The 23,265-nt window shown below is 63.7% G+C and carries 24 protein-coding genes; 11 read left to right on the top strand and 13 right to left on the bottom strand.

Annotated elements, in window-relative coordinates:
* The first annotated feature begins 74 nt into the window (after positions 1-74).
* Complete coding sequence (locus tag E8E75_RS26455; protein ID WP_120651911.1) at positions 75-806, top strand: TorF family putative porin; 732 nt, start codon at positions 75-77, stop codon at positions 804-806.
* Between the two features lie 224 nt (positions 807-1,030).
* Positions 1,031-1,939 carry a DMT family transporter gene (locus E8E75_RS26450; protein ID WP_120651912.1) on the top strand — a complete coding sequence of 303 codons (909 nt, stop codon included), beginning with the start codon at positions 1,031-1,033 and terminating at the stop codon, positions 1,937-1,939.
* Between the two features lie 67 nt (positions 1,940-2,006).
* Here the strand turns inward: E8E75_RS26450 and E8E75_RS26445 are convergent, their stop codons facing one another.
* Positions 2,007-3,092, bottom strand: coding sequence for a polyamine ABC transporter substrate-binding protein (locus E8E75_RS26445; protein ID WP_153917969.1), 1,086 nt, complete (start codon positions 3,090-3,092; stop codon positions 2,007-2,009).
* A gap of 210 nt (positions 3,093-3,302) precedes the next feature.
* Here E8E75_RS26445 and E8E75_RS26440 point away from each other — a divergent pair, with 210 nt between their 5' ends.
* Positions 3,303-4,961 (top strand): MFS transporter, encoded by a 1,659-nt coding sequence (locus E8E75_RS26440; RefSeq protein ID WP_120651914.1) that lies wholly within the window; start codon positions 3,303-3,305, stop codon positions 4,959-4,961.
* Positions 4,962-5,054: 93 nt separating this feature from the next.
* Here E8E75_RS26440 and cysK read toward each other — a convergent pair whose 3' ends face one another.
* Positions 5,055-6,029, bottom strand: a complete 975-nt coding sequence (cysK, locus tag E8E75_RS26435; protein WP_120651915.1) for a cysteine synthase A — start codon at positions 6,027-6,029, stop codon at positions 5,055-5,057.
* Between the two features lie 220 nt (positions 6,030-6,249).
* Between cysK and E8E75_RS26430 the strand changes: the two genes are divergently transcribed.
* The 4 genes from E8E75_RS26430 (at position 6,250) to E8E75_RS26415 (ending at position 9,351) form a co-directional block, all read left to right on the top strand.
* On the top strand, positions 6,250-7,095 hold the full coding sequence (locus E8E75_RS26430) for a MoxR family ATPase (protein ID WP_077524947.1): 846 nt from the start codon (positions 6,250-6,252) through the stop codon (positions 7,093-7,095).
* 74 nt (positions 7,096-7,169) lie between these two features.
* Positions 7,170-7,565, top strand: a complete 396-nt coding sequence (locus E8E75_RS26425) for a GFA family protein (protein WP_120651917.1) — start codon at positions 7,170-7,172, stop codon at positions 7,563-7,565.
* 31 nt (positions 7,566-7,596) lie between these two features.
* Positions 7,597-8,775, top strand: a complete 1,179-nt coding sequence (locus E8E75_RS26420; protein ID WP_120651919.1) for a VWA domain-containing protein — start codon at positions 7,597-7,599, stop codon at positions 8,773-8,775.
* A gap of 81 nt (positions 8,776-8,856) precedes the next feature.
* Positions 8,857-9,351 carry a PaaI family thioesterase gene (locus E8E75_RS26415; RefSeq protein WP_120651921.1) on the top strand — a complete coding sequence of 165 codons (495 nt, stop codon included), beginning with the start codon at positions 8,857-8,859 and terminating at the stop codon, positions 9,349-9,351.
* 45 nt (positions 9,352-9,396) lie between these two features.
* On the opposite strand, the gene E8E75_RS26410 is transcribed toward E8E75_RS26415, so the two are convergent.
* The 4 genes from E8E75_RS26410 to E8E75_RS26395 all read right to left on the bottom strand — a co-directional run bounded on the left by E8E75_RS26410 (position 9,397) and on the right by E8E75_RS26395 (position 12,630).
* Positions 9,397-10,422 (bottom strand): sterol desaturase family protein, encoded by a 1,026-nt coding sequence (locus tag E8E75_RS26410; protein ID WP_120651923.1) that lies wholly within the window; start codon positions 10,420-10,422, stop codon positions 9,397-9,399.
* A gap of 283 nt (positions 10,423-10,705) precedes the next feature.
* Positions 10,706-11,230 carry a DUF2937 family protein gene (locus tag E8E75_RS26405; protein ID WP_153917967.1) on the bottom strand — a complete coding sequence of 175 codons (525 nt, stop codon included), beginning with the start codon at positions 11,228-11,230 and terminating at the stop codon, positions 10,706-10,708.
* Between the two features lie 16 nt (positions 11,231-11,246).
* Positions 11,247-12,020, bottom strand: a complete 774-nt coding sequence (locus E8E75_RS26400; RefSeq protein WP_120651927.1) for a class II glutamine amidotransferase — start codon at positions 12,018-12,020, stop codon at positions 11,247-11,249.
* Between the two features lie 130 nt (positions 12,021-12,150).
* Entirely contained in the window at positions 12,151-12,630 is a 480-nt protein-coding gene (locus E8E75_RS26395; protein ID WP_120651928.1) for an MFS transporter, read from the bottom strand.
* Positions 12,631-12,725: 95 nt separating this feature from the next.
* Between E8E75_RS26395 and E8E75_RS26390 the strand changes: the two genes are divergently transcribed.
* Positions 12,726-14,768, top strand: coding sequence for a S9 family peptidase (locus E8E75_RS26390; RefSeq protein ID WP_280359909.1), 2,043 nt, complete (start codon positions 12,726-12,728; stop codon positions 14,766-14,768).
* On the opposite strand, the gene E8E75_RS26385 is transcribed toward E8E75_RS26390, so the two are convergent.
* The gene (locus tag E8E75_RS26385) at positions 14,769-15,095 is read right to left on the bottom strand and encodes a hypothetical protein (protein WP_153917963.1); all 327 of its coding nucleotides are present in this window, start codon (positions 15,093-15,095) and stop codon (positions 14,769-14,771) included.
* Positions 15,096-15,223: 128 nt separating this feature from the next.
* On the opposite strand from E8E75_RS26385, the gene E8E75_RS26380 reads away from it, so the two are divergent.
* Together E8E75_RS26380 and E8E75_RS26375 are read left to right on the top strand one after the other, a co-directional pair.
* Positions 15,224-15,595, top strand: a complete 372-nt coding sequence (locus E8E75_RS26380; protein WP_162945896.1) for a YajD family HNH nuclease — start codon at positions 15,224-15,226, stop codon at positions 15,593-15,595.
* A gap of 41 nt (positions 15,596-15,636) precedes the next feature.
* Positions 15,637-16,332: a type 1 glutamine amidotransferase domain-containing protein gene (locus tag E8E75_RS26375; RefSeq protein WP_120651949.1), complete on the top strand. Its 696-nt coding sequence runs from the start codon at positions 15,637-15,639 to the stop codon at positions 16,330-16,332.
* A gap of 105 nt (positions 16,333-16,437) precedes the next feature.
* Here the strand turns inward: E8E75_RS26375 and E8E75_RS26370 are convergent, their stop codons facing one another.
* The 6 genes from E8E75_RS26370 to dapA form a co-directional block, all read right to left on the bottom strand.
* Entirely contained in the window at positions 16,438-17,661 is a 1,224-nt protein-coding gene (locus E8E75_RS26370; protein WP_153917961.1) for a hypothetical protein, read from the bottom strand.
* A gap of 125 nt (positions 17,662-17,786) precedes the next feature.
* The gene (locus E8E75_RS26365) at positions 17,787-18,236 is read right to left on the bottom strand and encodes a YcgN family cysteine cluster protein (RefSeq protein WP_120651953.1); all 450 of its coding nucleotides are present in this window, start codon (positions 18,234-18,236) and stop codon (positions 17,787-17,789) included.
* 81 nt (positions 18,237-18,317) lie between these two features.
* The gene (locus E8E75_RS26360) at positions 18,318-19,247 is read right to left on the bottom strand and encodes a D-2-hydroxyacid dehydrogenase (protein ID WP_153917957.1); all 930 of its coding nucleotides are present in this window, start codon (positions 19,245-19,247) and stop codon (positions 18,318-18,320) included.
* Entirely contained in the window at positions 19,247-19,540 is a 294-nt protein-coding gene (locus E8E75_RS26355; RefSeq protein WP_120651956.1) for a YcgL domain-containing protein, read from the bottom strand. Before E8E75_RS26355 ends, E8E75_RS26360 begins: the two co-directional genes overlap by 1 nt.
* A gap of 46 nt (positions 19,541-19,586) precedes the next feature.
* A complete protein-coding gene (gene rnd / locus E8E75_RS26350; protein WP_120651958.1) occupies positions 19,587-20,714 on the bottom strand; it encodes a ribonuclease D in 1,128 nt (375 codons plus the stop codon).
* A 110-nt stretch (positions 20,715-20,824) separates the two neighbouring features.
* On the bottom strand, positions 20,825-21,679 hold the full coding sequence (dapA, locus tag E8E75_RS26345) for a 4-hydroxy-tetrahydrodipicolinate synthase (RefSeq protein WP_120651960.1): 855 nt from the start codon (positions 21,677-21,679) through the stop codon (positions 20,825-20,827).
* Positions 21,680-22,091: 412 nt separating this feature from the next.
* Here dapA and E8E75_RS26340 point away from each other — a divergent pair, with 412 nt between their 5' ends.
* Positions 22,092-23,153, top strand: coding sequence for an SMP-30/gluconolactonase/LRE family protein (locus E8E75_RS26340; protein WP_120651962.1), 1,062 nt, complete (start codon positions 22,092-22,094; stop codon positions 23,151-23,153).
* Positions 23,154-23,265: the final 112 nt, after the last annotated feature.

The following is a 23,265-nucleotide window of genomic DNA, read 5'->3' as shown; positions in this document are numbered from 1 at the left end:
CTCCCGCCCCAAGGCGGGGGCCGGGCGGAGCCTTGCCCGCATCTGCCAGAACAATCACAACAACGGGTATCACCATGCGCCGCATCACGCTCCTCGCCCTCACCCTGGCCCCGCTCGCCTGCCAGGCCCTGCAACTGAACGATGATTTTTCCGTGCAAGTCGACCTGGCCGTGCTCAGCGACTACCGCACCCGTGGCATTTCCCAGACCCAGAACGACCCGGCCGCCCAGGCCGGCGCGACGCTGCTCCACTCCAGCGGCCTCTATGCAGGTGCCTGGACCTCCAACGTGGACTACGGCTTCGGCCTGAAGACCCGCCAGGAAGTGGACTACTACGCCGGCTGGTACTGGCAGGCTACAGACGAGGTGAACCTGGACCTCGGTTACATCAAGTACAGCTATCCGAAGGAAAGCCAGTTCAACCAGAGCGAGGTCTACGCCATCCTCGGTGCCTATGGCTTCAAGCTCGCCGCCTTCTACTCCAACGACGCATCGACCGTGTTCGGCGAAGACCAGGACGCGCTCTACAGCTATGCCGGCTACCAGACCAGCCTGCCCCTGGAGGTCGAGCTGGAACTGCGTTACGGGCGCATGGACTTCAAGGACCCGATGTTCTGGTCCACCGGTGGCGACAGCACCGACAGCTACCACGAGTGGGAGGCGAAGCTGACCCGGGACTTCCTAGGGGTTACCTGGGGTCTGTCCTACATCGACACCGACCTGTCCGAGTCCGAATGCGCCAGCAACTACGGATTCACCGACGTGTGCACTGCAACCTGGGTGGCCAGCGCGAGAAAGACCTTCTGATGGCTCTTGTGGGGGCGATTTCAATCGCCAGACGGACCGCAGGTTCGCCCTAGTCCGACGGAGGAGGCAGCTACGCTGCCTTTGGCGAATGATTTCGCCCCTACAAAGGGAGCGCCCCCCAGCCGGTACATCCCCAAACTGTTCCGCCAATTTGAAAGCAAGTTGTAGATTGCGCCGCCACCCGAGGCGGCGCATCGTGCCGGCTCCAATGCCTGGAGCCTGTCATGAAACCCGCCGATCTCGTCCGCCTGCTGAGCCTCGCCGCCATCTGGGGTGCCAGCTTCCTGTTCATCCGCATGCTGGTGCCGGAAATCGGAGCGCTACCCACGGCCTTCCTGCGGGTACTGCTGTCGGCTATCGGTCTTGCCGTGCTCCTCGCGGTGCTGCGCAGCAACTGGGACTTTCGCGGCAAGCTGGGCAAGACCCTGATAATCGGCATCGTCAGCTCCGGGGTTCCGGCGGCCATGTATGCCCTGGCGGCAAAAGTGCTGCCGGCCGGCTACTCGGCCATCTTCAACGCAACGACGCCGCTGATGGGTGTTCTGATCGGGGCGTTGTTCTTCAGCGAGAAGCTCACCGGCACAAAAGCCCTCGGGGTACTGATGGGCCTGGCCGGGGTAGCGGTGCTGACCCGCACCGGCCCCGTGGCCTTCGATGCCCAGCTGCTTTGGGGTGCGGCCGCCTGCCTGGTGGCCACCACCTGCTACGGCTTCGCCGGTTTCATGACCAAGCGCTGGATTACCGAAGCGGGCGGCATGGACAGCGGAATGGTCGCCCTCGGCTGCCAGATCGGCGCCACTCTCTGCCTGGTGCCGGTGTTCGCCTGGGATGCGCCGAGCATGCCGCTGGCGCCCCTCCTGCAACCTGTCACCTGGCTGGCCCTGGCCGCTCTGGGATTCATCTGCACCTCGTTCGCCTACATCCTCTACTTCCGACTGATCGCCAACGTCGGCCCGGTGAAGACCATGACCGTGACCTTCCTGATCCCGCCGTTCGGCGTGTTCTGGGGCGTGCTGCTGCTCGATGAGTCGGTGTCGATGGCGCACCTGCAAGGCGGCGTGCTGATCGCCCTGGCGTTGTGGCTGGTGCTCAAGCCGGCGCCGGTGCCGGCTGCGGTGAAATCGGCGGGATAGTTTTCTGTAGGGGCGAATGAGTTCGCCCCTACAAGGTGAATCCCCCAACACATTCACCTTGGCAGGATCAACGCCCCGTCTTGATCGCACTCCAAACACGGGTCCGTACGCGATCGATCTTCGGTGGCATGGACTCCAGGGCGAAGAGGTTCTTCATCACGTCGGCCGGCGGGTAGATGGCCGGGTCGGACTTGATTTCGGCTTCCACAAGAGAGTCGGCCGCGGCATTGCCGTTGGCGTAGTGCACCGAGTTGCTGATGCCAGCCATCACATCCGGACGCAGCAGGTAGTTGAGGAAGGCATAGCCAGCCGCTTCATCGGGCGCATCGGCGGGCATGGCGACCATGTCGAACCACATCGGCGAGCCTTCCTTCGGCGTCGAGTACTGGATATTCACACCGTTGTTGGCTTCCTTGGCGCGGGTGGCGGCCTGCAGGATGTCGCCGGAGAATCCGACGGCCACACAGATGTCGCCGTTGGCCAGGTCGCTGACGTACTTCGAGGAGTGGAAGTAGGTGATGTACGGGCGCACCTTCATCAGCTCGGCTTGCGCCGTCTTGTAGTCCTCGGCTTTCTGGCTGTGGTGCGGCAGGCGCAGGTAGTTGAGGGTGATGGGCAGTAGCTCCGGGCCATTGTCGAGTACGGCGACGCCGCACTTGGCGAGTTTCTCCATGTTCTCCGGCTTGAAGAACAGGTCCCACGAATCTACCGGGGCGTTGTCGCCCAGCACGGCCTTGACCTTGTCGACGTTGTAGCCGATGCCGGTACTGCCCCAGAGGTAGGGGAAGCCGTACTGGTTGCCAGGGTCGTTCACTTCCAGCGCCTTGAGCAGCACCGGATTGAGATTCTTCCAGTTGGGCAGCTGGTTCTTGTCCAGCTTCTTCAGGGCGCCGGCCTGGATCTGCTTGGCCATGAAGTGGTTGGAGGGCACCACCACGTCGTAGCCGGATTGGCCGGTCATCAGTTTGCCGTCGAGGGTCTCGTTGCTGTCATAGACGTCGTAGCTGGCCTGGATGCCGCTTTCCTTGCTGAAGTTGGCGACGGTGTCCGGGGCGATGTACTCGCTCCAGTTGTAGATCTTCACCGTATCGGCCGCCTGGGCGGCGGCGGACATGGCCAGCGTCAGAAGGAGGGGCGCGAAGGAACGTGTCATTGTCTTTTTGTCCTGGCTGCTTGTGGATCGAGACCCCGTCGTGCGGGGCTTCCAGCTTCTCCATCACCGCCACCAGTGACAATGCGCGGCAAGTCCCAGCGTGCCCGCGAGGAAGCCTGACCTGGAGCAAAACCAGGCCATTGGCGGCGTCTACACTTCTGCCTTGACCGGCCCGCCTGCCTGGGGCCGTGCAGCGCAAGGATGGTCGCCATGCTCCAGTCCGTCTCACCGAAGAACGATCTCCCCCTCGACGCCGAACCCGAAGCCACTCCACGCAAGGGCCTGTTCAGTCCCTTCACCATTGCCGCCTTCCGCATCATCTGGATCGCCAACCTGTTCGCCAACCTGGGTACCTGGGCGCAGTCGGTGGCCGCCGCCTGGGTGGTCACCGAGGCGCACGCCAGTCCCTTGCTGGTCGCGATGATTCAGGTCGCCTCGGCCCTGCCCCTTGTGCTCATGTCGATCCTCTCAGGCGTGCTGGCAGACAACCACGACCGGCGCAAGATCATGCTCGCCGGACTTTGCTTCGAGATGAGCGGCGCCATCTTCCTCAGCGCCATTGCGTTCCTCGGCTATCTGGACCCGATCCTGCTGATCGTCTCCATCCTCTGGATCAGCATTGGCGGCGCCATCACCATCCCGGCCTGGCAGGCGGCGGTGAGCGAGCAGGTGCCAGGAGAAATGCTGGGCAATGCGGTGCTGCTCAACAGCGTCAACTACAACGTCGCCCGCGCCGCAGGCCCAGCCCTGGGCGGCCTGATGCTCAGCGCCGTGGGCCCGGCCTGGGTGTTCCTGTTCAACTGCCTGTGCTACCTGGGCCTGATCGGCGCGATCTGGCAGTGGCGCCGCAGCATTCCCGTTCGTTCCCTGCCACCCGAAGGCCTGATACAGGGCGTGGTAGCGGCCCTGCGCTTCACCCAGTACTCCAGCGTCACCCGCCTGGTCATGCTGCGCTCGTTCTCTTTCGGCATTTCCGCCAGCGCCGTCTGGGCACTGCTTCCGCTGCTGGCGCACCGCAACCCGGATGGCGACGCCACGGTATACGGCTACATGCTCGGCGCCCTTGGAGTTGGCGCCATCAGCGGCAGCCTGCTGGTCAACCGTGGACGCCTGCTGATCGGTACCAGCAAGCTGATCAGCCTGGCCGGCCTGTTATTTGGCGTGGTGATGCTGGCGCTGGGCTCGCTGGACAGCCTCTGGGTGATCTTCCCAGCCCTGCTTTTGGGCGGCATCTGCTGGATCGCAGCAGTGGCCAGCTATAACTCGGCGGTGCAGATTCTGGTGCCGGACTGGGTCAAGGCCCGCGCCCTGGCGCTGTACCAGACGGCGATCTATGGCGGGCTGGCGCTCGGCTCTTACCTCTGGGGCCACCTGGCGGAAAGCATGGGTGTGAAGGGAGCACTGTTCAGCGCCGGCTGCCTGATGATCGCCTGCGCCTTCCTGCTCTACCCACGCCGCCTGCCGGAGCTGGACGCTTCCAGCATCGCCCACGCCGACAGCCCGCAGCCTGGCCAACCGAGCTTCTCATTCGATCCGGATCGGGGCTCCGTGCTGGTGACGATCGAATACCGCATTCCCCAGGAACGCACCCGCGACTTCGTCCGCGCCAGCCGCCCGCTTCGCCGTCTGCGTCTGCGCAACGGCGCCGAACGCTGGGCGCTCTATCGCGATGCCAGCGAACCGGAGCTGTGGCAGGAAACCATGGTGGTGGAGAACTGGCTGCAGCACCTGCGGATGCTCGACCGCCTGACCATCGCGGACAAGGCGATCATCGACAACCTGGCCATGCTGCACGAAGGCGATGGCCCGCCTCGCGTGCGCCACGGAGTGAGCTATGAGTCGGGGAGCTATGAACCTGCGCAGACGTAGGTTGGTGCAGGCGGCGTTACGTCAGAGCGCAGCGAAGCCCGACACTGCGAGGCCCAAAGCCTGAATGTTGGGCCTCGCGAAGCTCGGACCAACCTACTGTTGCAGCTCCTGCTCGGTGAACAGGCCATCGAACAGCATGCTGGAGAGATAGCGCTCGCCCGAGTCGGGCAGGATCACGACGATGGTCTTGCCCTGCATTTCCGGGCGTTCCGCCAGGCGCGCAGCGACGGCCATCGCAGCACCGGAAGAGATACCGCAAAGAATCCCTTCCTCACGCATCAGGCGCAGAGCCATCGCCTTGGCGTCGTCATCGGTGCACTGCTCGACGCGATCGACCATGGCCAGATCGAGGTTCTTCGGCACGAAGCCGGCGCCGATGCCCTGGATCTTATGCGGGCTTGGCTTCACTTCCTCGCCGGCCAGGGTCTGGCTGATAACCGGAGAAGTCACCGGTTCCACCGCTACGGACAGGATTGGCTTGCCGCAGGTCTGCTTGATGTAGCGCGACACGCCGGTAATGGTACCGCCGGTGCCCACGCCCGCCACCAGCACATCCACCGCGCCCTCGGTGTCGTTCCAGATTTCCGGGCCCGTGGTCTTCTCATGGATGGCCGGGTTGGCCGGATTCTCGAACTGTTGCAGCAGCAGGTATTGCCCGGGGTTGGCGTTCGCCAGTTCGTTGGCCTTCTCGATAGCACCTTTCATGCCCTTTGCCGGCTCGGTCAGCACCAGTTCGGCCCCCAGTGCCTTGAGTACCTTGCGACGCTCCAGGCTCATGGAGGCCGGCATGGTGAGAATCAGCTTGTAACCACGCGCGGCGGCAACGAACGCCAGGCCGATACCGGTGTTGCCGGATGTGGGCTCCACCAGCGTCATGCCGGGCTTCAGTCGACCCGAGGCCTCCGCGTCCCAGATCATGCTGGCGCCAATGCGGCACTTCACCGAATACGCGGGGTTGCGGCCCTCGATCTTGGCGAGGATGGTCACGCCACGCGGGCCCAGGTGATTGATGCGAACCAGCGGGGTGTTACCGATGGCTTGCGAGTTATCGGCGTAGATACGGCTCATGGCGGAATCCTTGTCATGGCGGAAAAGTGCCCAAGCCTAAGGCCGTGACATTGGAGCGTCCAGCGCCCCGCCAAGCCGGTTCGAGGGCATTCCTGCCATTCAGTGACTGAATGAAGCTTCTGCGTTCACAGTCGACTCGTGCGCGCGTTATAGTCAGCTCTTTCCCAAATACTGAACCGTCCGGTATTCCAACCGGAGTCTTACGTCCGAGGATTTACTGATGAAGTTCGAAGGCACCCAGTCCTACGTCGCCACCGACGACCTCAAGCTCGCGGTGAACGCCGCCATCACCCTGCAGCGCCCGCTGCTGGTCAAGGGTGAACCGGGTACCGGCAAGACCATGCTGGCCGAGCAACTGGCCGCCGCCTTCGGCGCCAAGCTGATCACCTGGCACATCAAGTCGACCACCAAGGCTCACCAGGGCCTGTACGAGTACGACGCGGTGAGCCGTCTGCGCGATTCCCAGCTGGACTCCGACAAGGTCCACGACGTTCGCAACTACATCAAGAAAGGCAAGCTGTGGGAGGCGTTCGAATCCGAAGAGCGCGTCATCCTGCTGATCGACGAAATCGACAAGGCCGACATCGAGTTCCCCAACGACCTGCTGCAAGAACTCGACAAGATGGAGTTCTACGTTTACGAGACCAACGAGACCATCAAGGCCAAGCAGCGCCCAATCATCATCATCACCTCCAACAACGAGAAGGAACTTCCGGACGCCTTCCTGCGCCGCTGCTTCTTCCACTACATCGCCTTCCCCGACCGCGACACGCTGCAGAAAATCGTCGACGTGCACTACCCGAACATCAGCAACTCGCTGGTGGCCGAGGCCCTAGACGTGTTCTTCGATGTGCGCAAGGTCCCTGGCCTGAAGAAGAAGCCTTCCACTTCCGAACTGGTGGACTGGCTGAAGCTGCTGATGGCAGACAACATCGGCGAAGCCGTGCTGCGCGAACGCGACCCCACCAAGGCCATCCCGCCGCTGGCTGGTGCCCTGGTGAAGAACGAGCAGGACGTGCAACTGCTGGAACGACTGGCCTTCATGAGCCGCCGCGCCAGCCGCTGAGTGCCGATTCCCCCCTCTCCCTCCGGAGAGGGTCGGGATGAAGGAAGCCCGGCCGAACGCAGGAGATTGAAGCCATGCACCACGGCAGTTGCCTGTGCGGCGCAGTGAAATACGAGATCGACGCGCCCATCGAATCCGCCACCCATTGCCATTGCAGCCAATGCCGCAAGGGCCACGGTGCGGCCTTCGGCACCTACTTCACCGTGCACTGGAACAGCTTCCGCTGGGTGCAAGGCGAGGACATGGTTGGCGAGTTCCACTCCTCTCCCGGCGTGACCCGGACCTTCTGCCGGCAGTGTGGGTCGACCCTGCAGTGGTACAGCCAGAGCGCCAACCCCGACTGGGTTGGCGTCACGCTGGGCACGCTGGATTCACCGCTGAGCCCCATCCCGCAGAAGCACATCTACTCGGAATCCAAGGCCGACTGGTACGCCATCGCCGACGGCCTGCCCCAGGAGCCCCGCTCCTGAGGCCCTACAGATAAACAACGAGGGTGCAGCCATGCTGCTCAACCTGTTCAACGAAATGCGTGCAGCCAAGGTGCCGGTCTCGGTCCGCGAGCTGCTGGATCTGATCAACGCGTTGAAGCACAACGTGGTATTCGCCGACATGGACGAGTTCTACTTCCTCGCCCGCACGGTGCTGGTCAAGGACGAACGCCATTTCGACAAGTTCGACCGAGCCTTCAGTGCCTACTTCAAAGGCCTGGAAAAGCTCGACGACTACCTCCAGGCGCTGATTCCCGAGGAATGGCTGCGCAAGGAGTTCGAACGCATGCTGACCGACGAGGAAAAGGCGCAAATCCAGACCCTGGGCGGCCTCGACAAGCTGATCGAAGAGTTCAAGAAGCGTCTGGAAGAGCAGAAGGAACGCCATGCCGGCGGCAACAAGTGGATCGGCACCGGCGGTACCAGCCCCTTTGGCTCCGGCGGCTTCAACCCCGAAGGCATTCGCGTGGGCGATGCCGGCAAGCGCCAGGGCAAGGCCGTCAAAGTCTGGGATCAGCGTGAGTACAAGAACCTCGACGACCAAGTGGAACTCGGTACCCGCAACATCAAGGTCGCCCTTCGCCGCCTGCGCAAGTTCGCCCGCGAAGGTGCGGCAGAAGAACTGGACCTGGAAGGCACCATCGACCACACCGCGAAGGATGCCGGCCTGCTTAACATCCAGATGCGCCCGGAACGCCGCAATACTGTGAAGCTGCTGCTCCTGCTGGATATCGGCGGCTCCATGGACGCCCACGTGAAGGTCTGCGAAGAACTGTTCTCCGCCTGCAAGACCGAGTTCAAGCACCTGGAGTACTTCTACTTCCACAACTTCATCTACGAGTCAGTGTGGAAAAACAACCTGCGTCGCACCTCCGAGCGCACCTCCACCCTCGACCTGCTGCACAAGTACGGTCCCGACTACAAAGTGGTTTTCGTCGGCGACGCCGCCATGGCCCCTTACGAAATCACCCAGGCCGGCGGCAGCGTCGAACATTGGAACGAAGAGCCGGGCTACGTCTGGATGAAACGCTTCATGGAGAAATACAAGAAGCTCATCTGGATCAACCCCTACCCCAAAGACACCTGGAACTACACCTCCTCCACCAACATCGTCCGCGAACTGATCAACGAGCAGATGTTCCCACTGACCCTGCAGGGGTTGGAGGACGGGATGAAGTTTCTGTCCAAATGAGCAACGGGCCCTGCGGGGCCCGTTCTGCTTTGTTGCCAAAGCCGCTAGGCTTGGCGCGTATTCCTTCGAAACGAGTCGATCATGCAAGACATCTCCCTGCAGGACACCGCCGCGCCGGACGGCGTCTGCTATGGCTGCGGCGGTCGCAATCATCATGGACTGCAAATCAAGAGCCACTGGCACGAGGACGGCGTACACGTCGTGGCCGAACACATGCCGGATGCCAAGTACTGTGGCTGGCCGGACCTGGTGTATGGCGGGCTGATCGCCATGTTGGTGGACTGCCACTCCAACTGGACCGCCATGGCCTACCACTACCGCGCCGAGGGCCGCGAGCCCGGTAGCCTGCCGCGCATCGAGTGCGTCACCGGCAATCTCGGCATCAAGTTCATCAAGCCGACGCCCATGGGCGTGCCGCTGCTGCTGCGCGCCCGGCTGGAGGGCGAAGCGGGCCGCAAGACCCGGGTGATCTGCGAGGTTTATGCGGGAGAGTTGCTGACCGCCGTTGGCGATTCCGTATTCGTCCGGGTGGACACCGGTCAACTGGCTGCCTCGGCCCATAGTCGCGAGTCTTGAGCAACGCGGGAGCCCAGCGGAGTCAGCCAAAGGCGTCGCCCCGGCTCAGCCATTGCGCAGCGGAGATCGCTGCGGGCGCTTCGCCCTCGCGAGCCTGCGCGCGGTATCCACGAATGGAGTAACGATCAGGCTGTAGATCGTCAGGTAGCGGTCGTGGTCCTTTTCCAGGGTGCCGAAGCGAAGATCCTCAGGCCTGGAGGTGGTGACGTAGAGCGTGCCGAACATCCAGTCCCAGATCGACAGGTTGGTGCCGAAATTCTTGTTGAAATGCCGGGGCGCGTCGCTGTGGTGGATCTGGTGCTGGGCCGGGCTGTTCAGCACATGCTCGACCACGGGACCGAACGACAGCCAGACGTGGCTGTGACGCAGATTCGCCGCCAAGGCATTGCAGATGAACACCAGGTAGGTGACGCCAAACAAGGTGTAGCGGCTGATCTCGCCGCCGCAGGTGTACCAGAAGGCGCCAATGTAGACGCCCAGGACCACGCCGGTGGCCACTTTCTCGACAATCTTCTCAACGAAGTGGACGCGGCTCGCCGTCGCCGGCACCAGCACGGGCGCCGAGTGGTGAACCTTGTGGAAGGCCCAGAGCCAACGGGAATGAAAGGCCCGGTGAGCCCAGTAGTGCACGAAATCCTTCACCAGGAATACGCCCAGCCCGAAGAGCAGGGAAAGCCCGAGGTTCTCGCCCAGTTGCGGGCGCGCCCCCCAGAGGTTGGTAAAGAAGGCGACGTAGTCTCCAGAACGGAGTATGAGCGGGTCGACCAGCCCGACTATGGGTAGGACCACGGCGACCTTGAGGATGCCGCGGACGAAGTAGTAGCGGTAGTCGAGCAGCGCCGAGCGGTGGAAGTACACCTGGCGACCGCCGATGAACTGCCAGAAGGAGTTCGCCTTGGTAAGGCCACGGTGCTTCCTGAAGCGGAACAGCGCATAGGCGATGCAGTACGAAATGCCGAGGAACAGCACGCCGAAGCGGCCATTCAGGTCGAAGATGCCGGCGAATTGCTGGACGACCGGGTCGATCACCCATTCGGCCAGACGGTCATAGGCATGCGAGAGAGCATCCATGAAAGGCTGGCCTCAATCTAAAGGACGGGCATATTAAATCAAATTGGGAATCATCTACGAATTCGCCTTGTTCGCATTGTGTACAGGCGACCACCGGCATTAGTCAGCCGATGCAGCGTTGACCTTTGCTTGTCGGAAGGGACAAGCCCGCAACCAGCAGCGCCACAGCGGGCCTCGAATGGTGGACGGGTGGTGCGCAGTCCACCCTACCGCTACATGCTGGCAGCGGGAGCGAACTCATTCGCGATTCAAATCGCTCCCATCGTCCGAATGTGTGCAGGGCTCAGAGCCTGTGCCGCTGCTGCACCTTCCTGTTGCGGCCCACACCGGCTGCGGCACCGATGAGCAGCAGGATGCTTTCCACCACCCAGGCCAGCAGCACTCCAGAGCTGAGGCCCCAGGCAATGGCTTCGGGCTTGAGCAGGAGTTGGTAGCTGTAGACCGCGAGGGTTTCCTGACGCAGTTCGGGGTTTGCAGTGGCCAGGACATGCCAGGCGCGCTGGTACCATGGGCCTTGCAGAGCCTGCCATTCCCGTTGCATGAGGTCATTGCGAGCTACAAGGTGGGCGACGCTGTCGGCATCGCTACGCATGACCTCGTCCGTGCTTGCGCGGTAATGCTCCACCAGGACGTTGAGGTCGCCCTGGAAAAAGCGCTGTGCGGTCTCGCGGAACCCCTTGAGCCCCTGTTCCGCCTCCAGTCGATGGGCGTCAACGCGCTTGGCGTAGTCATCGATGAAACCTGGCACTTGTACGCCGATCAGCAGGCCGAGAGTGAAGAGGACCAGTCGCAGGTAGCTTCGCAACATTCCCTGATTCTCCGCGTCAGGCCCGGCCCTGGGTGACGATCTCGCCACGGCGCCAGAGGATCCACTCGCCCGGCTGGTAGATGTTCCAGGTTTCGTTGTCGGTCAGGGGCTCGGTGGCGATCACCGTGACCACGTCGTTGGGCGTGGTTTCGGCCTGGAAGTCCACGATCAGGTCGGCGTCCTTCAGGCGTGCCGGACCGAAGGGCGCTCGGCGGGTGATGTGGGCGAGCTTGGTGGAGCAGAAGCTGAACAGCCAGTCGCCGTCACTGAGCAGACAGTTGAATACGCCTTTCTGGCGATACTCGAAGCATGCCTGGATCAGCACCGGCAGGAGAATTTCCGCCATCACCGGCTCGGGGAAAGCACCGCGCACGCGGTTCAGAAGGTCGCAAAAGGCGGCTTCGCTATCGGTATCCCCCACTGCACAGTAAAAGCCCTTTGGCGGTTCGAAACCGGCCAATTGGCCGTTATGCGCAAAGCACCAGTTGCGCCCCCAGAGTTCACGCACGAAGGGATGGGTATTGGACAGACAGACCTTGCCAACGTTGGCCTGGCGGATGTGGCCGATCACCGTTTCGCTCTTGATCGGGTAGCGCTGCACCAGGCGCGCCACTTCGGACTCCACGCTCGCCGACGGGTCCTGGAACAGGCGCAGGCCTCGTCCTTCATAGAATCCGATGCCCCAGCCATCGCGGTGCGGGCCGGTGCCGCCGCCGCGCTGCATCAGGCCGGTGAAGCTGAAAACGATATCGGTGGGGACGTTGGCGCTCATGCCGAGCAATTCGCACATGGTTCAGGACTCTGGCGTCAGGCGTTCTGGGGATTGGAAATACTTCCCGGGCCGGGAAGTCGATCAGAGCGCTCCAGGCCGGGGTGGCCCATGCTGAACGCCCTGTGGCCGAGTCGCAAGGTCCGGCAGGTCAGAGGCGGGGCTCGATGCGCAGTCGGCGGTCGCCATTCTGGTCGAGGCGGGTGTCCGCGTCAGGTCGGCTATCGCGCATCACCTCACGCAAGGTCGGCTCGTCAGCGGCCTGCTGGGCGGCTTCTCGCTCGGCGCGGCGCGCCTTGAGCTTGTTCTCGATGGGCCAGCGGATACCGGCGAATACCAGGTACAAGGCCAGGGCAATGATGCTGTACATGGTCAGGTCGAGGGTCGCCTTCCAGGCGTTGTTGCCGACCTTGAAGACCACGTCGAGCGCAGTGATGGCCACAGCCGGGGCGAACAGGTCCTTGGCCGGGTCGACGATGGTCGGTGTCAGCAGCAACACCGCTACCAATAGGCGCAGCGGCTCGCGCAGCCAGCGCCACATCCAGCCGGTAAGGCGAAACCAGACCAGCAGACAGCCGAGCGCGGCGACTCCGTAGGCGGCCCAGGCGAGCAGGTAGTCGTTTTCAGTCATTGGCGTCCGTGGCAAGGCTGGCAAAAGGGCGCTTATGATAAACGCTTTTCGCGGTTCCGGCGCTCCTGCCGTCGCCGTACCGCCTGCCCTCGAGAGTGCCCATGCCCCAAGCCCCCATCGCCCGTATCGAACCCGGTGACGACCCCTACCGCTGGCTGGAGGAACGCGACGCGCCCGACGTACTCGCCCACCTCGAAGCAGAGAACGCCTGGCTGGAAACCGAGCTGGCCGAACAGAAGGATCTGCGCGAAGCGCTGTTCCAGGAAATCAAGGGTCGCATCCGCGAGACCGACCTGTCGCTACCAGTGCCCTGGGGCCCCTGGCTCTACTATCAGCGCACCACCGCTGGCGACGAGTACCCCCGTCACTACCGCTGTCCGCGTCCAGCGGACGGCTCGCTGATCCTGGACGAAGATGCCGAGGAATTGCTGCTGGACCCGAACCTGCTGGCGAACGGCGGGTTCCTTTCGCTCGGCGCCTTCAGCGTCAGCCCGGATCATTCGCGCCTGGCCTACAGCCTGGATACCAGCGGCGACGAAATCTACCAACTGTTCGTCAAGGACCTGAGTACGGGAGAAGTGACCGCACTGCCCTTCGAGCAGTGCGACGGCAGCATGACCTGGGCCAACGACAGCGCCACGCTGTTCTTCGGCGAACTGGACGAAACCCACCGACCGCATCGCCTGCACCGCCACCGCCTGGGTGAAGCCAGCGCCGAGCAGGTCTTCGAGGAGGGCGACGGGCGCTTCTTCCTGCACTGCTATCGCGCCAGCTCCGAGCGCCAGTTGATCCTGCTGCTGAACAGCAAGACCACCAGCGAAACCTGGGTGCTGGATGCCGATACCCCGAACGGTGCCTGGACCTGCCTGGCACCCCGCGAAGAGGACCACGAGTACTACGCGGACCACGGCAAGCTGGACGGACAGTGGACCTGGCTGATCCGCAGCAACCAGACCGGCATCAACTTCGCCCTGTACAAGGCGTCGGAGGCCGCGCCCGCCCGCAGCCACTGGCAGGAACTGATCGCCCACGACGAAACACGCATGCTGGAAGGCGTCAGCCTGAATGCCGGTGGTTACACCCTCAGCCTGCGTGAAGGTGGCCTGCCATTGATCCAGGTGCACCCTGAAGGCGGCGCACCCTACCCACTACAACTGCCGGACGCCGCCTACAGCCTCTACGTACAGGACACACTGGAGTTCGACAGCCCGGTGATTCGTCTGCGTTATGAGGCACTGAATCGCCCAGCCCAGGTCCGCCAGCTTGACCTGGCCAGTGGAGCGCAGGTGGTGCTCAAGGAAACGCCGGTAGAGGGTCCCTTCGATGCGGACGCCTACGTCAGCCAGCGTCTCTGGGCCACGGCGGCGGACGGCACACGCATTCCCATCAGCCTGGTTGCCCGCCGCGACAGCCTGGGCATGCCCGCCCCGCTCTACCTCTATGGCTACGGCGCCTACGGCGAAAGCCTCGATCCCTGGTTCTCCCATGCGCGCCTCAGCCTTCTGGAACGCGGCTTCGTCTTTGCCATCGCCCATGTGCGCGGCGGAGGCGAACTGGGCGAGGCCTGGTACCGCGCCGGCAAGCTGGAACACAAGGCCAATACCTTTGGCGACTTCATCGCCTGCGCTGAGCACCTGATCGCCGAGGGCTACACAACCCCGGCACAACTGGCGGTCAGCGGCGGCAGCGCTGGCGGCCTGCTGATCGGCGCCGTGCTCAACCTGCGCGCCGACCTGTTCGGCGCGGCCATCGCCGAAGTCCCCTTCGTCGACGTCCTCAACACCATGCAGAACCCCGATCTGCCGCTGACAGTGACCGAGTACGACGAATGGGGCGACCCGAATGAGCCGGAGGTATACGCGCGCATCAAGAGCTACGCGCCCTACGAGAACGTTCGCGCCCAGGCGTATCCGGCGATGCTGGTGGTGGCTGGCTATAACGACAGCCGCGTGCAGTACTGGGAAGCGGCCAAGTGGGTCGCCCGCCTGCGCGCGTCTAAGACCGACGGCAACCCCCTGCTGCTCAAGACCGACCTTGGTGCCGGACATGGCGGAATGAGCGGCCGCTACCAGGCGCTACGCGATGTTGCGCTGGAATATGCGTTCCTGCTGAAGGTGCTTGGCCTGCTCCCGCAGTAATCAGGGATTACCTGTGCCGGTGCCCAGTCCCCTGGAGTTGCGTTCCAGTTGCTGCTCCAGCACCGGGATCGACTGATCGCGCTGTTCCATGGATTCGCGCAGGCGCTGTTCCTGGTCCGGCCGCTTCATCATCTGCGGGCTGCCACTCTGCGGCGCGGGGCTGGTAACCGCGCGCGGCACCACCTGGGGATAAGGCTGCGGACTGACGGTACCGGGCGCCCCTGCCGGCGCCTGCAGCGGCGCCCGCAGCAGAGGTGGGTTCTGTGCCGTTGCCGCACCGGTCATCAGGGCCAGCGCCAGCAGTAGTGGAACTCGGGAACGGATCATCGTGCCGGCCTCCTGCTCATCACCCTGATCAGTCTAATCCCCGCACGCCGGGGTGTTCCCCCATGCGACGGGCTGTCGGCGATCGACCGCGCCCGGAACTAGACTTTTCTCAGATGCAGGCACAGGAGCTGGCGATGAGTACGCCCCCCTCAGCAAACAAGCTGGACAAGCTGCTCGCCGACGAGCGCAAACGGCGCGAACACAGCTATCGCGAGCAGGCACTGAAGCTGTTCCCCTGGGTATGCGGCCGCTGCGGTCGCGAGTTCAGTGGCAAGCGCCTCTCCGAACTAACGGTGCATCACCGCGATCACAACCATGACAACAACCCGCCCGATGGTTCGAACTGGGAGCTGCTCTGTCTCTACTGCCATGACAACGAGCACGCCCGCTACACCGACCAGCAGTGGCAAAACGATGAGAAACCCGGTGCGCGGCAAGGGCCGCGTGCCACCTACAAGGCATTCGCCGACATTGGCGACCTGTTGAAGCGCGAGGAATAGCCCGCTGGGCCGTTCGTAACCGAGTCCACAAGGAGATCACGATGAAGATCCTGATGGTACTGACCTCCCACGACCAGTTGGGCAATACCGGCAAGAAGACCGGATTCTGGCTGGAGGAGTTCGCCGCGCCCTACTTCGCATTTCGCGACGCGGGCGCCGAGGTGGTACTGGCCTCGCCCAGGGGCGGGCAGCCACCACTGGACCCGAAGAGCGACGACCCGGAGGCGCAGACTGAAGCGACCCATCGCTTCCGCGAGGATGACGAAGCGCGCCGTGCGCTGGCCAATACCCACATGCTTGCCGGGCTGGCGCCGGCTGACTACGACGCCCTCTTCTATCCTGGCGGCCATGGCCCGATGTGGGACCTGGTGGACGACCTCCATTCCATCGTGCTGGTCGAAAGCTTCTACGCCGCCGGCAAGCCGGTGGGTGCCGTGTGCCACGCGCCGGCCGTACTGCTGAATGCCAAGGCACCGGACGGCGCGCCGCTGGTACAGGGCAACGCGGTAACCGGCTTCGCAAACTCCGAGGAAACCGCCGTTGGCCTGGCCGAGGTAGTGCCCTTCCTGTTGGAGGACGCGCTGAAGGAGAAAGGCGGCCATTACTCCAAGGTGGCGGATTGGCAGCCCCATGTGGTCACCGACGGAAACCTGATCACCGGGCAGAACCCGGCATCGTCCGAGGCGACGGCGGCCGCCATTCTGGAACTATTGAGCGGTCGACGGGGGGAGATATAGGCATCCCGCGAGGGGGCGCTTGTGGGAGCGAATTCATTCGCGATACAGGCTGCGCCAAGCACGGCCATTCGCGAATGAATTCGCTCCCACGATGTAAAGCAACAATCAACGCAACAGTTTGGTATCCAGCACGTCCGACGCGCCGCCCATGATGTTCTCGCTGATCTCGATGAAGTCCTTGGTGCTGGCCTTGTCCAGGCGCATCAGGCCACGGGCGACATCGTCCATGGAACGCTGGCCGTCGGTGCGCAGGCGGATTTCCTTGTCCAGGTCCTGAAGCAGCAGGACGGCGCGTGCGGTGACCGGGCCGCTGGCATGTTCGCCGCGCAGGCTGTCTACTTTCTTGCTCCACTGGCGCAGTTGCTTGCGAATGGCTTCGTAGCGATCGTCGCCCAGGCCGCCAGCGCGGCGCATCAGTTCGATGGCGTAGTACTCGGCCACGCCTTCGCTGATCCAGTCGCTGCGGTCGGTATCGCTTATGCGGCTAAGTACGTGCACCAGTTCATGCACCAGCGAACTGGTGCCGTTCTCGCTCACCAGCGGACGCGCCGAGTGCATGAATAACGAGTTGGGTGCCGACAGGCCGCCACGCCACATGGGGTCGTTGGCGCCGACGATCAGCAACTTGCCCGGCTCGCGGGGGAAAACTTCCTGGGCATGGGGCCAGACGAAGGTCAGCATCGTCAGGATGTCCATGCGCCGCATGCCCTCGCCCACCGGAGCGCTCACGGTGACGTCGGTATTGCCCAGCGTGGCGCGGCGGCTTCCCAGCTTGCCGGCCAGGATCCAGCCGGTGGGACGGTCGAGCATGCGCTCGGGGTTGTCGATGCGGAAACGGTTCTTGCCGATGCGCGGCCAACCGGTTTCCACCGATTCCCAGTCCTTGGGCAGATCGAACTGCAGGCGCGCCACCAAGTCGACGCCGTCCGCCAGGTCCAGGCGTGCGGCAGGCACCAGGTCGTCGCCACGCAGCAGCGCCCAGTCGGGGGTCATGCGGGCATCGAAGCGGCCGTCGCCACGAGGATGGCTGATGCGTACCTTGTAGCTCAGGCTGGCCTTGCCCTTTCCGGGTATCCAGGTGCCATGGCCGGGGTCTTCCTGGCTCCAGTCGCCGCTGGCCTTGAAGTCGCTGTAGTAGCCCTTGTCACCCAGGTCGAAACGCAGTCCACGCACGCCGTCGCCCTTCTCCAGCACCAGGCTGACTTCGGCCTGGTCGCTCTCGGGCAAGAAGCGAACCTGATAGTCGAGATCGACCTTCTTGGCCGCCCACAACGGGGCGCTCAGGGTCAGCAGGACGGTGGACAGCAGAAGCTGGGAACGGGCGGACATCGAGGATGGCTTCCTTGGTGGGTGTGACGGTCAGTCCCTGAGACTCGAAAGACGGCGGTTTGATCCGTGACCGGCCCGGCGGCTCATTGAAAAAGTGAGCGAGTCGGCCCGTTTTCAACCGCCTGCTAGCCGGCGCGGAAAATCAGGTAGTCCTCCCAATCATCCTCCGCCACGCTGCTTTCGCTCAGCATGCGACCGGATTGGGAAATACCTGCCTTGTGCACCGCTTCGGGGTCATTGCAGATCAGGTGGTGCCACGGCGGCAGGTCCTTGCCCTCGGCCACCAGGCGGTAACCGCAAGTGGGCGGCAACCAGCGGAACTCGTCGGCCTGGGCCGGGGTGAGCTGGATGCAGTCGGCAACGAACTGACGACGATTAGCGTAGTCGGTGCAGCGGCAGGTATTGAGATCCAGCAACTTGCAGGCGATACGCGTGTAGTAGACGCTGCCGTCGTCCTCGTCTTCGAGCTTCTGCAGGCAGCACAGGCCACAGCCATCGCAGAGGGATTCCCACTCCTCCTGATCGAGCTGTTCGAGGGTCTTGCGCTTCCAGAAGGGTTCGACTTTGGCGGCCATGGTATGCGGGGGGGTTGGTTCGGGGGGCGGTATTCTAGTCGCGTCCAGGGTGTCGGCCAAGCAGAGCTGACGCGCGGCTCGTCAGTAGCCGCGCTCGAAGTTGACTTGTCCGCGCAGGGTCGCGCCGGAGCGATAGCGGCTGAGGTTCTCGACGAACAGCCGGGCCATGGCACTGGGCAGCGTCGGTGCAGAGCTGTGGCCGGTGACCAGCAGGTTGGGCGCGCCCCAGAACGGATGCCAGGCGGGCAAGGGTTCTTCGCGGCAGACGTCGATCACCGCCCCGGCCAGTTGGCCGGCCTCCAGCGCCGCCACCAGGTCATGGTCAACGACCGCCACACCACGTCCGGCGTTGATGAACAACGCGGTCGGCTGCATGCAGGCGAAGATTCTGGCGTCGTAGATGTCACGGGTAGCCGGGGTGTCGGGCAGCAGGTTGACCACGCAGTCGGCCCAGGCCACCTGCTCGGCCAGTGCCTCCATGCCGGAGACCCGTTCGAAAGGTTCGAACTGGCGCGGCTCGCGGGCGATGCCATGCAGTTCGATGCCGAAGGGTTCGAGGAACCCGGCAACGCTCTGCCCGATGTCCCCCGCACCGACGATCAGCACCCGCTTGCCCTCCAGGCTGCGTGGCAGGCGGTTGTCCCAGCGCTTCTCGGTTTGTGCGGCAACCCGCGAGAAGAGCTGCCGCTGGTGAGCAAGAAGGTAGGTGAGCACGTACTCGGCCATGACCTGGCCGAAGATGCCAACGGCACGGGTCAGCCGATAATCCGTGGGCAGGTCGGTGGCCAGCAGCGGGGTGATGCCGGCCCAGGTGGATTGCATCCACTCCGGCTTGCAGCCCTTGCGCAGAAGCTCAGCCATCAGGTCGGGCTCGCCCAGCCACACCGTGCACTCGCGCGCGGCGTCCTGCAGGCGCTCCACCTCGCTGCCGCCGTGAAGCTGCAGACCGGACTCGGTGCGCAGCAGGTCGGCGTAGAGGGCGAACTCGGATTCGGCGATGAGGATCTTCATCAGATGGGGTCGTTCATCCGCAGGAGTTCTTCCGGCAGGTGCTCGATGTACTCATCCTGGGCCGGCGGCATCTGCAAGTGATAGCCCTGCTTCTCGATGTTCTCCAGCACCTTGCCGATGTCTTCACGGGCCAGTTGGCGCTCGGGGCTGAGCACCAGGTCGAAGGTGTGCTGCGGGGCGCCAAAGGCGGTGAGCAGACCTTCGGGCACGCGGCTCAGGGCTTCACGCTTGTCGACATAGAGGTACATCTCGTTCTTGCGCGGGCTTTTGTAGATGGAGCAGATACGTTTCATGATCGGGCTCGTGGGGCAGGCCGTGCGAGAGGCACGGCGGAAAGGTTCATTGGCCGGCCGCGGCCAGGGTATCCAGCAGGGCCTGGCCCATCAGCTCACGGCGCCAGCCACGCAGCCCTTCAGGCAGGGTATAGGGGCCGTTGGGGAAGCCGGTTTTCAACAGGGCCTCCAGGTGTTTCTTGCGCAGCATGAGTTCAGGAGCCATCCCCAGGCGCTCTGCCTCGGCCTGGCCGACAGCGCGCAGCGTTTTCAGCAGCGCCGAAGCCTCGGGCGGCAACGGCTCGGGCAGTGCCTCGGGCCACTGGTCAGGCGGTGTCTCGGCGGCATCGCGGATCAGTTTGAGCAGCGTATTGCCGTCCTGGCGCACGGTACGCGGGTGCATGTCGTCGATTCGCGCCAGCGCCACGAGGTTGTCCGGCTGGAAGCGCGCCAGCGGCCATAGGCTGTGCTCGCGCAGGATCCGGTTGCGCGGCTGGTCGCGCAGGCGGGCCTCGATCTCGCGCCAGGCGCAGAGCTCGCGAAGTACGGCCAGTTGGGCGCGGGAGAGCTTCCACGCCAGCTTGGCCTCGCGATAGAGCTCTTCAGGAAGGATTTCTCGACGCAGGTTGGCCACCAGTTCGGCACCATCCTCCAGCACCCAGTCACGCTTGGGCTCGGTCAGGCGCGGCTTCAGGGCGGCATAGAGCTCGGCCAGGTGCTGCACGTCCTCGGCGGCATAGCGCACCTGCATGTCGGTGAGCGGTCGCTGCAGCCAGTCGGAACGGGTTTCGTCCTTGGGCAGGTCGATGCCGAGCACCGCCTGCACCAGACGCGAATAGCCCATGGAATAACCGATGCCGAGATAGCCGGCAGCCAGTTGTGTATCCAGCAGAGGCTGCGGCATGGCACCGGTCAGGCGCAGGAAGACTTCCAGGTCCTCGCTGCAGGCGTGCAGCACCTTGAGCACCGCCTGATCTTCCAGCAGCTCGGCGAAAGGCGACCAGTCCCGAATCAGCAATGGGTCGACCAGGTACGCCCGCTCGCTGTCACCGATCTGCACCAGGCCGGCCTTGGGATAGAAGGTGTCGACCCGCATGAACTCGGTGTCCAGGGCCACGAAGGGCAGGCGCCGCCACTCGGCGCAGTGTTTGGCCAGCGCAGCGTCGTCGCGGATCCAGATAATGTCGATGGCCACAGGGCTCTCCTTGAATCAGTGGCGCGCAGTATATATCGCGCAGCGTGCTCGCTTCGCGCCTTGCATCGCCCCCGCCCCGCCGCTGCCATTTGCGCGGGGCGGGCAAACGCCTAGGCCAGCTCGGCGCCGAGGCGTTGGCGCAAGGCTTCGGAACTGCGCTGCATGGGCAGGCGCAACTCATCCTGGATCAACCCCTGAATCGCCAGCAGGCTTTTCACCGGCGCCGGATTCGGCTCGGCGAAGGCCAGGCGAATCAGCGGCTGCAATTTCTGGAAGATCGCGCGCGCGGCCTCGAGTTCACCCTTGCCTATACATTCGGCCATGTGCACGAACTGTCGCGGATGGATATGCGCCGATGCGCAGATCGCACCGCGGCCGCCCATGCAAAGGGTGGTGAAGATCTGCCCGTCTTCGCCCGTCAGCACGTCCAGCTCGCCATCGGCGATCAGCGCTTGGGTGGTTTCCGGGTTGCCGCCGCAATCCTTGATGGCTGCCACGCGGGGATGGCGGGCGAGTTGGCGCAGGGTCGCCAGCTCCATGCGCACGCCGGTGCGATAGGGAATGTCGTAGAGGATCACCGGCACGGTCGAGGCATCGGCGATGGCACCGAACCAGGCCAACAAGCCGTCCTGGGATGGACGGATGTAATAAGGCGCCGGAACCAGCACGCCGGCGATTGGCCGCCGTTGCACCTCGCTCTGGAACTCGAGAACCTCCGCCAGGTTGTTTCCTGCCATCCCCATTACCAGTCGGTCACCAGGCACTTCTTCCAGCAGCGTATCCAGCACCGCCAGTTGCTCCACCTTCGACAGCGCGGCCGCCTCTCCCGTGGTGCCGCAGGCCACCAGACCGGCGACGCCTTCGCCCAGAAGATGCCGGGCCAGGCGGCGCAAGGCCGGAAAGTCGATGGCGCCATCGTTGAAGGGGGTTACCAGGGCAACCCAGATTCCAGAAAACACAGGCATTGCAGATCTCCATTGGCTGACCGTCAAAGTCACCGTCGGAGGGATACAGGGAGGAAATTCGAGGGAGGATCGACCTACTTCGCGCCTACTGTCCTGTCAGCCCATCTGACGGGACAGCGCGCCCCGGTCAAATGAGCGACTGTTTCTTCGATTTACCTGCGGCAACGCCAATAGCCGACGCCTGGGCCGGGAAGACCAGGGCAGAAGCGGCGAAGAAGGCGATGGCAGGCATTGAATGCTCGGGTGAGTGCAGCGAGGGCCAGATACTGCGCAGGCGGCCCCGGCACTGTCAACTGCGCTCTGTCTAATGCGGCAACATTCAGCCCTGGCGCCTGTGGCAGACGACTGCTAAAAAAGCCCGCGCAGAAGAACAAGGCTCCGGCCGCCATCCCACCTCAATGGATACAAGAAGATGAAGAAGCTGCTGGGCGTGTTCGCCCTGCTGATCGTCGCCCTGACGGTCTATCTCGCGATTACCCCCTCCCCCATCGATCCGCAGGCATGGGAGGCCCCCAAGGCACCGACCATGACCGGCGTACTGGAACCCAACGACACACTGATGAAGGCCGAGCTCATTGCCCAGGGTCAGATTCATGGCCCGGAGGACACCGCCATCGATCCCCAGGGACGCCTCTATGCCGGCCTGCATGACGGCCGCATCGTGCGTATCAGCGACAAGGGCGAGATCGAAACTTTCGCCGAAACCGGCGGCCGCCCCCTGGGCATGGACTTCGACGCAACCGGAAACCTGATCGTCGGCGACGCTTACAAGGGCCTGCTGCGCATCGACCCGCAAGGCAAGATCAGCGTGCTGACCACCGAGGCCGAAGGCGTGCCGTTCCGCTTCACCGACGACCTGGATATCGCCCAGGACGGCCGCATCTACTTCACCGACGCCTCCAGCAAGTTCCAGCAACCGGACTACCTGCTCGACCTGCTCGAGGCCCGCCCCCACGGCCGGCTGATGCGCTTCGACCCGGCCACAGGCAACACCGAAGTGCTGCTCAAGGACCTGTACTTCGCCAACGGCGTGGCGCTGTCCGCCAACGAGGACTTCGTGCTGGTCAACGAAACCTATCGCTATCGCATCACCCGCTACTGGCTGAGCGGCGAGAAGGCCGGCACCCATGACGTGTTCATCGACAACCTGCCGGGCCTTCCGGACAACCTGCAAGGTGATCACCAAGGCACCTTCTGGGTCGCCCTGCCCACCCCGCGCAAGTCCGATGCCGACTTCCTCCATACCCAGCCCTGGCTGAAGGCGCAGATCGCCAAGCTGCCGCGCATGTTCTGGCCCAAACCGGTGTCCTACGGTTTCGCTATCCAACTGAACGAGAAGGGCGAGATCGTCCATAGCCTGCACGACACCAGCGGCACCCACCTGCGCATGGTGACGTCGGTCAAGCCGGTGGGGGACTACCTGTATTTCGGCAGCCTCGACAATGACCGGATCGGGAAATTGAAGATTCGTTGAACACCGAGGCGAGCCTTGCACTGCTTGGCGAATGAAATGGCTATGTCTGCATTGCATATTGCAAGCAGCTGCATTGCCCGTAGGAGCTGGCTTGCCAGCGAATGACCCCGTT

It is taken from the genome of Pseudomonas sp. BN606 (genome assembly GCF_029873115.1).
GTDB lineage: Bacteria > Pseudomonadota > Gammaproteobacteria > Pseudomonadales > Pseudomonadaceae > Metapseudomonas.
This window is presented reverse-complemented; position numbering and strand designations above follow the sequence as displayed.

Coding starts and splice junctions, on each gene's coding strand:
- E8E75_RS26455 (WP_120651911.1), top strand. CDS start 75: ATGCGCCGCATCACGCTCCTCGCCCTCACCCTGGCCCCGCTCGCCTGC.
- E8E75_RS26450 (WP_120651912.1), top strand. CDS start 1,031: ATGAAACCCGCCGATCTCGTCCGCCTGCTGAGCCTCGCCGCCATCTGG.
- E8E75_RS26445 (WP_153917969.1), bottom strand. CDS start 3,092: ATGACACGTTCCTTCGCGCCCCTCCTTCTGACGCTGGCCATGTCCGCC.
- E8E75_RS26440 (WP_120651914.1), top strand. CDS start 3,303: ATGCTCCAGTCCGTCTCACCGAAGAACGATCTCCCCCTCGACGCCGAA.
- cysK (WP_120651915.1), bottom strand. CDS start 6,029: ATGAGCCGTATCTACGCCGATAACTCGCAAGCCATCGGTAACACCCCG.
- E8E75_RS26430 (WP_077524947.1), top strand. CDS start 6,250: ATGAAGTTCGAAGGCACCCAGTCCTACGTCGCCACCGACGACCTCAAG.
- E8E75_RS26425 (WP_120651917.1), top strand. CDS start 7,170: ATGCACCACGGCAGTTGCCTGTGCGGCGCAGTGAAATACGAGATCGAC.
- E8E75_RS26420 (WP_120651919.1), top strand. CDS start 7,597: ATGCTGCTCAACCTGTTCAACGAAATGCGTGCAGCCAAGGTGCCGGTC.
- E8E75_RS26415 (WP_120651921.1), top strand. CDS start 8,857: ATGCAAGACATCTCCCTGCAGGACACCGCCGCGCCGGACGGCGTCTGC.
- E8E75_RS26410 (WP_120651923.1), bottom strand. CDS start 10,422: ATGGATGCTCTCTCGCATGCCTATGACCGTCTGGCCGAATGGGTGATC.
- E8E75_RS26405 (WP_153917967.1), bottom strand. CDS start 11,230: ATGTTGCGAAGCTACCTGCGACTGGTCCTCTTCACTCTCGGCCTGCTG.
- E8E75_RS26400 (WP_120651927.1), bottom strand. CDS start 12,020: ATGTGCGAATTGCTCGGCATGAGCGCCAACGTCCCCACCGATATCGTT.
- E8E75_RS26395 (WP_120651928.1), bottom strand. CDS start 12,630: ATGACTGAAAACGACTACCTGCTCGCCTGGGCCGCCTACGGAGTCGCC.
- E8E75_RS26385 (WP_153917963.1), bottom strand. CDS start 15,095: ATGATCCGTTCCCGAGTTCCACTACTGCTGGCGCTGGCCCTGATGACC.
- E8E75_RS26375 (WP_120651949.1), top strand. CDS start 15,637: ATGAAGATCCTGATGGTACTGACCTCCCACGACCAGTTGGGCAATACC.
- E8E75_RS26370 (WP_153917961.1), bottom strand. CDS start 17,661: ATGTCCGCCCGTTCCCAGCTTCTGCTGTCCACCGTCCTGCTGACCCTG.
- E8E75_RS26365 (WP_120651953.1), bottom strand. CDS start 18,236: ATGGCCGCCAAAGTCGAACCCTTCTGGAAGCGCAAGACCCTCGAACAG.
- E8E75_RS26360 (WP_153917957.1), bottom strand. CDS start 19,247: ATGAAGATCCTCATCGCCGAATCCGAGTTCGCCCTCTACGCCGACCTG.
- E8E75_RS26355 (WP_120651956.1), bottom strand. CDS start 19,540: ATGAAACGTATCTGCTCCATCTACAAAAGCCCGCGCAAGAACGAGATG.
- dapA (WP_120651960.1), bottom strand. CDS start 21,679: ATGCCTGTGTTTTCTGGAATCTGGGTTGCCCTGGTAACCCCCTTCAAC.
- E8E75_RS26340 (WP_120651962.1), top strand. CDS start 22,092: ATGAAGAAGCTGCTGGGCGTGTTCGCCCTGCTGATCGTCGCCCTGACG.